Annotated in this window: 7 protein-coding genes; all 7 read right to left on the bottom strand. The window is 33.8% G+C overall.

Going from position 1 to position 14,028, the window contains the following annotated elements; genetic code table 11:
- Positions 1-500, bottom strand: a 500-nt coding sequence (locus J8L88_RS06780; protein WP_211060312.1) for a hypothetical protein, incomplete at its 3' end; no start/stop codon positions are given.
- A gap of 13 nt (positions 501-513) precedes the next feature.
- Positions 514-4,956 carry an RHS repeat domain-containing protein gene (locus J8L88_RS06775; RefSeq protein WP_211060311.1) on the bottom strand — a complete coding sequence of 1,481 codons (4,443 nt, stop codon included), beginning with the start codon at positions 4,954-4,956 and terminating at the stop codon, positions 514-516.
- A 26-nt stretch (positions 4,957-4,982) separates the two neighbouring features.
- A complete protein-coding gene (locus tag J8L88_RS06770; RefSeq protein ID WP_211060310.1) occupies positions 4,983-10,628 on the bottom strand; it encodes a hypothetical protein in 5,646 nt (1,881 codons plus the stop codon).
- Between the two features lie 159 nt (positions 10,629-10,787).
- A complete protein-coding gene (locus J8L88_RS06765; RefSeq protein ID WP_247666424.1) occupies positions 10,788-11,492 on the bottom strand; it encodes a hypothetical protein in 705 nt (234 codons plus the stop codon).
- The gene (locus J8L88_RS06760) at positions 11,489-11,842 is read right to left on the bottom strand and encodes a four helix bundle protein (RefSeq protein WP_027391077.1); all 354 of its coding nucleotides are present in this window, start codon (positions 11,840-11,842) and stop codon (positions 11,489-11,491) included. Before J8L88_RS06760 ends, J8L88_RS06765 begins: the two co-directional genes overlap by 4 nt.
- 92 nt (positions 11,843-11,934) lie before the next feature.
- Entirely contained in the window at positions 11,935-12,468 is a 534-nt protein-coding gene (locus J8L88_RS06755; protein WP_035084003.1) for an OmpH family outer membrane protein, read from the bottom strand.
- Between the two features lie 150 nt (positions 12,469-12,618).
- A complete protein-coding gene (locus tag J8L88_RS06750) occupies positions 12,619-13,815 on the bottom strand; it encodes a tail fiber protein (RefSeq protein WP_211060309.1) in 1,197 nt (398 codons plus the stop codon).
- Positions 13,816-14,028: the final 213 nt, after the last annotated feature.

The raw sequence follows: 14,028 nt of genomic DNA, 5'->3' as shown, positions 1-14,028 counted from the left end.
GGGGGGAATTCTATTTCGGAATAAGAAAGATTACTATTATTGAACGATCTAAAAATATCCTGATTAAAACTTATTGATAATTCACCAGTGGCAAGGTATTCTACTTTTCCATTTTTCAAATAGAAAAAACCAATTGAAATACTTTTTTTTCCTTCCAAAAATAATTCAACCTGAGTAAGATATTTAGTCAATCCAAATAAATTAATACCATTGGCTTTCCATCTATATATTTTAATTTTCTTTATTTCAACCTTTCTTAAACTATCTTCTCTTGATTCATCACTTGATAGATAATCAAATTCTATATCTGCCTCTCCATATTTATGAGGTAATTCAAAAGTTTGCAAAACCAGTTTTTTCGAATTTTCGAAAAACAATTCAATTTTTTCTCCAAATTTAATTTCCTTACTAGAAAAATTAGTTTCTATTTTATCATTAACCTTAATTTTTAATAAATTATTTGATAATGATTTGACAAGTGAATCCTCAATTTTACTCATAATTTCATACATTTTAAAACCAACCAAATAACCCTCTTTTAAGTTGAGATGGATTCGTAATTGGGTTTCCTGTAAATAATTGTCGATGATGTTTTCCTGCACTAGATCCTCCAAAATGATAGTGCCAAAATTTTTGATTTATGGGTGTCGCACCATTTGGTCGTAATGGCCAATTATGATAATCAAGAGCAGCTTGGAATCGATTATATTTCTTTCCAAAAAGTGTCAAGGGTTTTCGAGTAAAACCAATAACCCTATGTCCAGTCATTCCCCCTGCATTTGCCTTAGAAAATAAGGAAAAAGTAAATTTACCTACATTTAAATTACCTGTATATTTTATAGAAGGAACTCTTAATCCACTGTAAAGTCCAGAACCTACTAACCCATATTCCGCACCAGCTCTATAAACTGATCCTACTCTTCTTCGCATGATCTCAGCATTTCCATCTTTTAGATCGGAAATTTTGACTCCATCTAGTCTTCTTTTGAGACTTCTGTTAGAAGCAGGTAAGTTTTCTATACCATCGTACCTTGATATTATTTCTTGATCATATGAATTTAGATTATTTAGGGTGTAGCCATCCATTGAATAAGAAAACTTAAACCCAGCTTCATCATCCAAAGATTGAACAATCCCATATTTTTTATTTGGATCTGTTGCATCTTTAAATTTTTGTACTTTACCACCGTAAGACCCATTTAACCAAGCCCAAGCTGCACCAGCCCAAGTTCTCCAACCACCGTCAGGATCTATACCATTAATAGGATCATTTCCCATTCCAAGATAAGGTGAGTTATATTGCCCATACGGATCCGTGGTCAACCATCGTCCAATCCGACTATCCCATAATCTAAGTTGGAACGCTTCTTTTCCAGTTTCGGGATCTTTTTCCTGTCCTTGGTATGCGTATCTGTACCCTTCGGCTCCGCTCAGGGTACGATTGGGCATTGGCATACCAAAAGGATAGTAATCGGTAGCACTTACGGCCATTGCAGTACCAGTTTCTTGATCTCTGGTTACCACTGCACGCACATTACCCAAATGATCTGTTAGTTGATATAAACTATTACCTCCACCAAATAATGCTCTTTTATAAACGCCTAATCTATTTGCTCCATAGATCGTATGTTCCGCAATTGAGGCTGTAGATCCTCCTCCTGGAACATTGGCATTAAATCTGTTATATATAGCCATGGCAGTTCCTGCAGCATCTCTTACATAAAAAGTTGTTGTTGTAGCGCTACTATTCGGATTATAAGATTCCTTACGTACCCTATGATTTTTATCATTGTAAAAGAACTTCACCAAAGTTTGATTATCTTTTTTAACCTCAGTCACCAATCCACTGGCGTTATAAAGATACTCAATATTTTCAGAAACATTCTTTATTAATTGTCCAATATCATTATACTCGTAGTTATTTCCATTTTGATCTCCAATATCATCTGCTCCATTAACATCTCCTACAGCATCATCTACACGCAGTAATTGATTGGGTTTGTCGGTTTTATATGCATAGGATAGTTTGTCCATGGCATTGCTTCCATTAACATTATCCTTGTTACGATTCAATGATTGTATGTTTCCATTAGCATCGTAGGTAATGTTAGATACATTATAATCTCCATTACCCAATACTGTCCCATCAGTTATGATTTTAGCACTAAAAGTACGACCATTCGTGGCAGTGATACTAAAACCGTTTTCTAACGTAATAGATCGTCTAGCTTCTGCATCGGTAGTGCTACTAACAGGTTGGTTTAGTGGATCTAAATCCAAAGGAATATTTGGGTCTGCTTCATTAACAGGTTGGTTAAAACTAGCTCCTGTTAACCAATTGTTTTTGTTGTATGTATAATAGTAACTATTAGGAGTATTGGTTATATCTGGTCTATTGGTGTTCCAAGTAATTGATTTTATATTTCCATTATATTGATTAATTCCTGTGCTTGTACGAGCTACAGATCTTGGAGTGTTAGCACGAGTATAGTCGTTATCATAATAATGTAGGTTCATCCCAAACAGATCATCAATATCTTGCGCTGGATTATTAGTATCATCAAGGGTAGGATCATTTATACTTTTTAAAGCACCATTTAGGGTATAGACGTAGTCTATTTTTTGTAACCCTTCAGCTAGATTTAATGTTTTTAATGCACCGGTTTCGTTATACTCATAGGCTGCATGCTCTATATAGTTAGTACCATCAGTAGAGGTTTCTACTTTGGTAAGACTATAATCATTTGTGTCATAGGTGTATTTATGTATAAATAAATCCGATGTACTGTGTTTTTGATACAGTACTCTGTTTACTTGACTTGTAATCGGATCATATTCATAATCGATCGTTTTATCTCCTAAATCTGCAATGTTTTGTACAATCCATTGCACTCTACCATAGATATCATAACTATAATAGGTGATGGTATTTTCGTTTTCGGTTTTGGCCACATTTCCTGATAAGAATGACGGATTGGCGTAGCTGCTGTGCACGCCCGATAGATAGTTTTTATCAGATTGTATTAATGCATCGTAGGTGGTAAGGTGTTGTTCTTTTCTAGTTCCAGAAGGTAAAGCCGTATCTGGATTTGCCGTGGTAAAATTGCCATTGACTAATACACCACTTTCTGTAGGCCTTCCTAGTTGATCATAATTGGTATATGAAAATTCACCAGCTGCCAATTGTTTGCTATTTTGAGAGTAGCGAATTTGTCCATCACTACGATATTTAAACCAAGCTTCTCCTTCATCAGGACTTTTAGTATAGGTTAATTGCCCTAATGCATTATACTCAAACGTACTTTCTAATTGTGCTAAAGGTTGTTTACTACTTAGTAAACGTCCTGCTTTATCGTATTCGTTTAAGCTATAATCATAATAGTTTTCTGGATAATTAACAGAAATACTATTGGCAATATAATCGTCTGTATCTGTAATTGCAATTCTATAAAATCCATTTGATAAGCTACCTATATTGGTAGTAACGATTTCTTCTGTGATTAAATCATACACCGTAATACCAGGATTACTGGATAATGAGATTCCACTTCTACCAACAGGAATATGAATATCTACAAATCCTTGTTCACTGATTTTTACTGAGGATGTTCTAGAGTTAGCAATACCACCTTCTTCGTTACCACTTCTAGCGACTGCTAATGTTCTACCATCTGTATCCGTAAAGACTACAGCTTCGATACCGTGTATATCTCTAGATACGGTTTTTATGATTTTATAGTCATCATATTTAGAATCCCCAAAAGCTCCGAGCTTTGATAATTCTTGTCCTGCGGGCATAGAAAACACATGGCCCTGTTTCCATTGATCGTCCATTTTGTTACCACCAATAGTTTTTAAAGCAGTTCCAGGATTTAAATCACTATAAATAGTTCTAGAATAAGGTCTATCTGTAATGTCTTGATATGGGTCACTATTGTTGTTTTCACTATAGTACCATCCTAATGTGTTTGTTTCATCCGTAACAGGAGTAGGGTTTTCTAGATCAGTATTTTCATAATCATTGATATTAAAATCAGCATTACCTGATTTTTTAATAAACCCATTTTTATAAGTAAAACTTGGACTACCCCCAATTGGAGCGCTTAGTGTGCTTAATGCTGGTCTTCCTTGATTATCATAACGTATTTCTGATGCCCAGGTTTTTTTAGCTTTTGTGTCAAAAGTTTGTGATTGTGTTCCTTTACCTAAATCATCATAGTAACTTACGCTAGCTCCTATGAAATTACCTACTACATTTTCAGTAATTCCATAACTATTTACAGATACCCAATTTTTATCTGTATCAGTAACAGAAAAAGGCCCATAGCTTTCATCAGTGATTTCAAAACCACTTTGCGCATAGGACATGGACAAAATACCTGGATTAGCTCCAACTTCTATTAGATTATAACTTTGTATTCCTGCTCGATTCCAAGATAAATTAGCATCTGTAACCGTAGCGATCACCTGATTGTTAAAGAGGAAACGTAATTGTGTACTACTTAATTTTTCAATACGTATACGATCCGTAGTTTGCAGTATGACATCTTCTAATTTCCCAAGTTCTGTTCCATCTGGTTTTTTAGCGGTTATTGTGTATCGATTTCCTACTAAATCATTTCTAGAATTATGTACAATAGCAATGGTATATCCATTGCTACCATTTAAACTTGTTGAGACGGTTTGTGATAAGAATATGGATGCTGAAGAGAATTTTGTTTCTACAAAACCACCTAGATTATTACCGTCAACCTTGAAATTAGTAATTTCAAAATGCCCGGTAGTTTGTTCTTGGGGTAATACTTCGTGCGATAATAGGTTTCCGTTTCCTGATACTGTATTAGCATCGATAATATCAAAACCAGTATTCTGATACCAGTTTAAATCTTGAGCTGTTCCCCAAAAAGATAAAACTAGTGCTAAAAAACAAGTGCTATATGTTTTAAAATTTTTCATTCTTTATTTTTGTTTAAACTGGTTATTTATTGTTGAATAATATCTATAGGGTCATCATCATCTCCAATTCCACAATTCCCTCTTTGATGATTTCCAGTACTCTCTTTAGTAGCCCCAGAATTTTTATCACGTACCTGACATTTGTAATAGCGTCTTCCTGTAGATGTACAATTGGTAGTCAAACTTCTAGTATTAGAGGATGTCCAACTCCCATAACTTAAATTAGAGGAGCTAGTACCAATCGCAAATCGATATTCATACTCATAGCTACCTCCATTTGCAGTTGCGGTAAGTGTTGTCGTAGATGTATTAGCATTACCAATACCAAGACTTAGCGAAAGTGCATTAGGGTTGGTGGTGTCATTACTTGTAGGATTCCCATAATTATAGTTAATTTCTTTATTCAACTTAAATCCTCCACGAATTTCTGGAGTATCCATTACTTCGCTATAAGTTTTATGTAGTCTACCAGCATCGTCATATTCGTATTTAGTAGCTAAGTTGTTGGCTCCGATGATATAGGTAAGTTCATCCCATTCATTATATACATAACTACTCATAGAAGAAGCGATAGGTACTAATCTAAAATCATCATAGATAACAGTTCCAGAAGTTGTATACACATATACTTCTTGATTTGCACCAATATCATTTGTGTAAAAGTTTAATTGTATCCAATCTCCTGCAGGAATTACTTCTGCAGGATGATATGCAATTGTAGTGCTACCAGCACGCAATTTAGTATTGGTGTAATTGGTATTACTTCCTTTATATGCCCAAACAGAAACTTTATAGTTTCCAGCTTTAGGAGTAACAGCAAATGCCTTTGCATTAGCAGATACTTGTATGGCTTTAGATCCTGTATGATAGGTATCCGATAGGGTAGCGGTACTTCCTTTATATACTTCTCCACTAAAGTAATTTGTATTATCTATCAAGTCTTCTGCTCCAGAATAATACATTTCTGTATATCCAGCATTTGCTACTGCAAATACTTTGGAGTTATCATCTCCCATTTTAGTACTTGCTTTATTCTCATTAATATCAATGGATTCTAAAGGCATCGAGTAATGATCGTATAGACTTACTGTGGATGTTTTAATCCATTTAGCGTTGGATTGATCGTTTGGATCTAACCAATTGAAGTTATCATCATCTCCCGTGTATCCTGCATACGCTCCATCTTCATCAACTTCACCTTTCCAAGCAAAGGTTTGATGTTTACGCCAGATCTTTTCTGCATCATTAGTCGGAGTAGTGGTGGAGCCATTATAATTACGATAGGTCCAATCATTGTTCCAGGTATTGATACTCGCATTAATCGTTTTCCAATCTCCAGAAGCATCTTTAATTTGAGTTAATGTTGCTGCAGTTTGGGTAAGCATGTTTTTGTTTGTAGGATTGTCTACTTTAGGACCCATACTATGACCGTTGGTGTTATCAGTATAACCTCCTATCTGATATGCTGGAGTAATTTTAGTTTTAAATTCATCTCCTTCACTAGATACTGTTCTTGTTTCTAGAACTTGCCCTGTTAAGAAATCGTGTTTATCATAATAAGTTGTGTTTGTAAATCCTCCTTGTATAGTTGTAGTACTTTCTAATTTACTTGGATAGTATGATTTGGAAACTATTGAAGAGTTAGCATCAAAAATTCCAATATTACTAATTGTTTTTTTATGTTGCGTATATGTTAGGAAAGATTCTTGTGTAACACCTAATTCGCCATCCTGATCTAAATTATTTTCATAATCATTGATAGTACAACTTATCAGTTGATTTTTTTTGTTGAAATTTTTTATTGATTTAACTCTTCCTATAAAAGAAGATTTATCTTCAATACCAAATACATTTCTATTATAATCAAAGGACCTCTGATTTCCTTGTTCATTAATATAATCAACTCTAACCGTAGTTTCATCTTGACCTCCTCTTACGTAAACAAAGTTAGTCCCACTAATTGGAACTTGGCTTGTTTCTAAAAATTCGCCAATAGGTTTCAAAACATCAAAGTGGTATTGAGAATAACCGATTAAATTATTATTTGCATCCTTCGTAGATACTTTGACAAATTCATAATTTACGCCTGGCGCAGGTATTTCAGAAATAAATGATGAATTTTGGTTATGATCCTCATAACCATCTTCAAAAGTATCCTCTGGTTCATAGGATGTAACCCCAGAAATAATGTTATTAATTGGATTTCTGTATGAGTATTCTGTTGTTAATGCATTTCCGGTATCATCAGATACTTTAATATCTGCAACTCTAATTCCACCTTTTTTTCTGCCATTAGGATCATCTATAATGTACGAACTTTTAATACTAGTTAAAGAAAATGACGAAAGGTATAAACCGAGATGTTCTTGAGGTTCTGTATTTGTCACTAAATAGTCATAATATCTAGCTTCTTCAGTGGGCTGAATTAGCACCCATTCTTTCCCTTGTGTTTGTCTAATTTTATAAAGGTCAGATGGATAGGAGTCGGTTCCTAAAGGTCCCGTATCACCACCACGAGTAGAAAAACCTACGGATGCAATTTCTCCTGGAGTGAAATAAAATGATAAATCGTGTTCTAAAGAAACATTGTTTTTATAATAAATTTTTACATAAGGGTCATTTTGAGGGCCTTTTTCTATTCTTTCGATAAATTGAGCGTTAAAGTTGGTCAAACCGTGTGTAGTTAAAGTAAATGGGTTATCTCCAGAACTTGGCCCTAAAGCTGCTATTTCGTATGAGTCTGATTCATAGGAGATATCAATTTTACCACCGGTAGGAGTTATTATTTTATTAAGACTCCAAGAATCTGGATCTGTTTTATGATACCCCCAGTTGTCTATATCATCACGATTAAATAAAGTTGATGGTTTGTTGTACTCAAATTTGAACGGAGGGGTAATACTAATTCCATTTTTTCCTCGAGTATTTAAAGATTTTAATGTTAGTAGCTTATTTCCGGGTGATTGAGAGTTAGGGATATTACCACCTAGTTGATATTCTATATTGAAATCAATCACTTTTAATGCTTTCTTTTCTAATCCAAGTGATTGAATATCACTTACGTCAATAATATTATTGTGAAGTTGTGAGTAAACAGTTTTTAGGCTCTTTTTGTTTCGAAAATAAGTTCCATTAAGCGAAATGTATTGATTAACATTGTTATGCTGTACTATGGCTCTTACATTATTATATTCATCATTAATATATAGCTTGCCTTCTATTACGTTAGTCAAATTACCTAAACTTTTGATTTGCTCGTTATTTGAAGGAAGATCGTCGTTTTTTAATAAAATTATTTTTGATAATCTGAGAGATTTTGTCTTTGGTAAATAGATATATTTTTGATTCTCTATATACGCTTCATAATGTACGACATTCCCATTTGAATGGACTACATTTCCTTCAATTGGTTCATATGGCATTTCTACAGTAAGATTGTTGGTATTATACAACACCTCTCCAGGCAGTGAAAAGTTTTTCTTTTTAGGAGATCTAATATTTTGTCCATACTCTTTGATGTCAAAATTGCTAGATCCGTTGTAGTATTTACTATTTATGTCAATTAATGAGCTTAAATTGTCAGCTCTTAAATCCTTAATAAATAGTGCTGTATGTGTTCTGGTTTTAATCTTATCCAGATAATATATTTGTTTTCTTCCCCAAGAATAGCTATTAGTTATATCATCAGTACCAGCCCAAGGTCCAACTTTCCTTTTAATAGTATTGAAATCAGTTCCTTTTGGTCCCCGCCAAGCAAAACCATCACTCCATTTTCCATATTCGAATTCGACCCAATATCCATAATCATTATTATCTACAATTCCATTATTGTTTGCATCAAAGTAATCGGGTCCGGTGACAGCTGTTAATAGCCAGTGTGTTGCATATGGTTTTAATTTCTTTTGCTCATAAAAATTTTTGTTTTCATCAGAATCATCTTTAAAACTCTTATAAAAATTTTCATAATGATAAACGGGTAAGGAGTAATGATAAGTTTTTCCATCAATTGTGGTAATTTTATAGGCTCCTATACTTTCATCAATAAAAGTCTCAGTATTATTTCTTTCGGTTTCTAGGTTTTTAGCCTCAATAAAATTAAGAACGTTATTACCTCTAATTTCTTTGTTAGTAAATGTTTCTATATACGCGCCACCTCTTTTCCGATAATTATTAACTCCTCCTCTGATTTTATTACCATTAGGTGTTGTGTTCTGACTGAATTCAATTGAATTACTGGTTTTACTAGCTAATGCATGAAATCCAGATTCTAGGTTGTATAAGTCAATATTTAGAAAATCATTGAATTTACGTTTTGTCCTTAAGAATGAATTATATGAGTTTGTGAAATAGAAATGAGTTTTATTGCCTAATTTATAGGTGTCATAATCATTTGCAAACGTATCGACAATAAACTTATTATAGCTTTTAAGAGGTGAAAGAGATGCTGTGTTTTCCTTTTCATAGTTACCATTACCATATAAAATCATTTCATCAAACGTCCTTGGTTGAATCGTAGCAGATAATCCCTGAGCATTTACCGAATAGTTGTCATAAGAAGGTAATTTATATTCGTCTTTATTGTCTGTTGAATTTCTGATGGACGTACTGTATGTATCCATGGCATAATCAAATTCCTGAAAAAACGTATCATAAATACTACCATTCTTTAGTACTCTTTGCGTTCGTTTGGTAGCATATGGATATAACGTTCCAGTAACATATAGATTATTTACTTTGAATAGAGAATACTTTATTTCTTTATGTCTATAACCAATCCAAAAAGCTCCAAAATCCAGATTTAAACCTCTGGTATTAGAATCGATATTATAATCATTACTACTAATACTACTATTTGAGTTGTTAGTACCAAGACCATTAATGTTAGCGCTACCAGATAAATTTACTCCACTAGAATTAAAAGAAATACCAACACTTGCACCTGCACTGATTGTTCTTGTTCCAATTTGAGTTCCAACAGAAACTGATCCAGAAAATCCACTATTGGAATTGTAATTTGTATTTAGACCAACTCCCCCAAAGCTTTGACCATAACCAATATTTACTCCTTGTGTAGACATCCCATAGCTAAAACCTCCTGAACGATAGCCAACTCCATAGTATCCACTATTACCCGCGACACCAATATCAGCCGTAAAACCGGCATAACCTATAGATACAATTCCTCCAAATGCTTGATTTGACCCCCAGGATCCTCCAACTCCTAAAGTGATACCATTAGGTAATGTACCTCCGACAGAAAAGTTATAATAATTTTCTTCCCATTCTTTATCATAAAAGAATTCTCCCACATATGTTTTCCCCCAATCATCGGGATATCCGTTTACAGATCTATTTATAGCTCCTGGATTAAGGTTCCATCCCAACCCAACCCAAGAAGCCTCTTGGTCCATTGCAATACCTGCGTGGTACGATAGTGCTAGAGGATATCCACCTTCTGGTGAGGGTACATTTAGCAATGGTAATACGTAGGACATATTTCCCGTGACCAAATTTACCATGTCAGTAGCATCTACGGGTTCAAAAGCTCCTGCTTCTGGAGCGTTTGGTCCTTGTGCAGAAATATTATGAGTACATAGAAGAAATGAGCAAATAATACTCATAAGTACATATTTATGTGTCATTCTTAATGGTTTTGTTTTGTATTTCTTCATCAGTTTTGTGATTTGATGTTTTACTTTTTTTGTTTTTTCCTTTGACAAGCTCAGGATAATTAGTGTCCGATGTCCGATGTCAGATGTCTGATGTTTGTTGTCTGTCCTTCGACAGGCTCATGGTGACAAATATTATCTTCTGACATCTGTCTTCAGACCTCACTCAAACTTTAGTTCTAATTCGTCTTTAAATATTTTTGTTGGGATCTTAAATTTTACTTCTCCAGTATAAAAACCAAGGTCCTCAATACTAAGTGTCATATGCTCCGCATTTGTTACCATAGTTTCTTTAGGATATACTAATAAAATAGTAGTAGCGCCACTCATTCCATACATTCTGGGGTAGATATAATCTGCCATAGCTATAGTATCTTTTTGTGATGTGTAGAAATGAATTTTTTGTTCCATCCCAAAAGCTAGTTGATTTACCATAGCTCCAAATTGTTGTTTGTTACCCGCAACATTGCTTAATAATTCTTGATTATTCTTAGCCATAGATAAATTGAAATACAAGTATTGATCATATTTACTTCGTAAACTATCAATTTCTTTATCATTAGCCTGGCCACTTAATTCTTGATCTACTAATAAATCTGTTGGTTTATACACAATGGAGAAATTCACTCCATTTACCGTTTTGGTGTGGATATATTCATGCTCTGGATTATTGAGATAGTTCCATAGGTCTTCTTTAGTGTTGAAAGTAGTGTTCGAACACGAAGCTATGATTAAAGTTATCGCTAACATGCATACTAGTCTTTTGGGTTTGAATGTCTCATGTTGAGTGTCCGAGGCCCAATGTTTGATGTCGTCTGTCTGATGTCGGGTGTCCGAGGTCGAATGTTTATAGTTTGACTTAATCATTTTATACTTTTTTTAAACGCTGTCATCATATTCATTAATTCGTAGCTATCAGCATAATACTTTTCAAATTCATCTTTATTGATGTATTTTCTTCTTTCAGCTTTATGTAAACATGTTACTACCTCTGCTAAAGATCGTATCGAGTATCCCATAAACCTTTTGAATTCCGGATTGGTTTGTCCAATAGATCCTTCAGAAATATTTAAGGCAACTGAATCCATTGCTCTTATCATTTGAGAAGAAAGATTGTACATTTCTGTTTTAGGAAAGGACTTTGCAACTTTGTTTAGTTCTTCGCCCATATCCATTGCTTTTTGCCAAATCCTTAATTCTTCAAATTTAAATTTCATGGTTTGTTTTTTTAAAAGTCGGATGTTGGGTGTCCGAGGTTTTTGTTTGACTCTTGGCCTCTGACCTCTAGCACCCGACTCCTGACTGCTAACTATTTCCCTTCGAACTCAGCGTTTAATTCTTCTAATACTTTATCTGTTAAGTCAGCAGACTCTTCTCCATACATAATGGTTCCGCTACCAGTTGCTCCAAAAATTACTTTGTATCCGTTTTTCTTACCGTATTCTTTTACGAAATCATTGATGTCATTAATAACCGTCTGCGTTACTTTCTTATCTTCCTCTTGTAGTTGCTTTTGTACGGCTTGCTGGTAATTGTTAATCTGTTGTTGTTTATTACCTAGTAATTGTTGTTTTAGCTCTAGTTCTTTTTTGCTAAGACCACTGCGTTCTTTTTCGTAAGTTTTTAATTCTTTTTGCCAATCAGCTAATAAGCTATCAACATTTGATTTCATTGTTTTAGCCTTTTCATCAAATTCTGCTTTTACAATTTTGGTTCTTTTATAACCATCTAATAGTTTATTGACATCTACATATACAAGATCAGAAGAAGATTGTAAGTAGAAAAAAGAGGCTATAGATGCTACTAATGCGATTAAGGCGATGGGTAATGCTATTTTGTTCATTTTTTTGTTTTTTATGTCTGATTTCGGAGGTTTTGATGTCCGATGTTTATTTATATTTAGGGTTTTGTTTTTAAGCCGAAAGTCCGAGGTCCGATGTCAGAGGTTTATTGAAGCAAAGCTTTATATTTCATTTCCTGACCTCAAGCTTTATTATTCTTTAGTTATTAATTTTTCTAGTTTTTCTAATCGAGTTTCGAGTTCGTTGTTTTTAGTTTCTAAAGTCTGAATTCGAGCGTTGGATGTAATAAGTTTATTGTTTGCTTCTTTGAGTTGTTTTTCCTGTGCAATTGTATAGAGTGTTAACTCTTCTATTTTTTCTAATAGATTAAGATTCATTTGTTTTAGCTCGATACCATTTTGCTCCATTTCTGCCGCAGAAGGAATATTTGGTAAGTGCCCTTGATCTTTAATATAGGCTTCTACCTCATTAATAGTTTTTAGATCATAATCTTCTAAAAACACATAATCAGGAGCCACGGCTCCGTTAAGATCTACTTTTACTTCTTGGGTATGAATGTTTCCTTTTACGGTTAGTTTGGCGTCTGGAGTGTTGGTTCCTATTCCAACATTTCCTTGTTTGTTGTAATAGATGTTGTTATTATTTTTTAACCATACTCCACTTATATCATTTCCATTGGTATTGTCATTTATATTGGTTGAAATTAATTGCTCTATTGTTGGTTCGTTGCCATTTACTTCTTCTATTCTTGGGCCATAAAAATATTGTCGATCATTTACGTTAGAGTCATAAAATAGATATGCTCTATTAACTAATTTATCTGCTCCAATTTTAAACTTGAAATCCTCTCTTGTATTCATTAGTTTAGTCCCGTGTATATCGTAGATACCTCCTAAGCTAGTGGTTGAATTATACCCGCTATGATGTACATAACCCACTAATAAATACCATTGATTAAGGTCTGGTAAATCCCCATACCAGAGGTAGGCATTTCCAACCGCAGCTCCATTTAGATTTAAAGTACTATGAGCAAAATTACCATCTCTAGTATATGTTCCAAAATAAGTGGTTCCGCTAACCGAATTTGTTTTTTTTATCCAAACCGTTAAGCGATATGTTTTTGTATGGTCTATATTAACATATTTAGAATCAAAACCTCCATCACCATCTGAACCACTTGTACCATCAGGAATAGCCTTCCACAGAATAGCTTGATCACCATATGGTCCTGTACCTAATTCCATACTATTTTCCATATCGGATCCTTTATTTACATAGCCTTGTGGAACGCCAGAACCTGCTTGCCAGGTAGAATTGTCTAAGAAGTTTTGGGAGAAGGTGAAATTGTAAATAAATAATATAAAAACAGTGATTAGTGTTTTTTTCATAATAATATTTGTGTATTTATTTTTATTAAATAAGCTAATTTGGAAATTATTACTATATAAGTTTATCTTAATAATAAGTTGTTTTTTTAAGGCTAAAAAAGAAGGCGCAAATATAATTGTTTGTGGTATAACCGTAAGGGGATTTTTACGTTTGTTAATAAATGTTTAAAATTGTTAAAAACTGATAGTTGTTAATGAGTATTTTACATTTGT

Origin of the sequence: Aquimarina sp. MMG015, from assembly GCF_018100855.1 — a bacterium.
GTDB classification, from domain to species: Bacteria; Bacteroidota; Bacteroidia; order Flavobacteriales; family Flavobacteriaceae; genus Aquimarina; species Aquimarina latercula.
The sequence above is the reverse complement of the archived record's forward strand: the minus strand, read 5'-3'. Positions and strand labels throughout refer to the sequence as shown.

Excerpts from the sequence above, each read along its gene's own strand:
- J8L88_RS06775 (WP_211060311.1), bottom strand. The coding sequence starts at position 4,956 with ATGAAAAATTTTAAAACATATAGCACTTGTTTTTTAGCACTAGTTTTA.
- J8L88_RS06770 (WP_211060310.1), bottom strand. The coding sequence starts at position 10,628 with ATGAAGAAATACAAAACAAAACCATTAAGAATGACACATAAATATGTA.
- J8L88_RS06765 (WP_247666424.1), bottom strand. The coding sequence starts at position 11,492 with ATGATTAAGTCAAACTATAAACATTCGACCTCGGACACCCGACATCAG.
- J8L88_RS06760 (WP_027391077.1), bottom strand. The coding sequence starts at position 11,842 with ATGAAATTTAAATTTGAAGAATTAAGGATTTGGCAAAAAGCAATGGAT.
- J8L88_RS06755 (WP_035084003.1), bottom strand. The coding sequence starts at position 12,468 with ATGAACAAAATAGCATTACCCATCGCCTTAATCGCATTAGTAGCATCT.
- J8L88_RS06750 (WP_211060309.1), bottom strand. The coding sequence starts at position 13,815 with ATGAAAAAAACACTAATCACTGTTTTTATATTATTTATTTACAATTTC.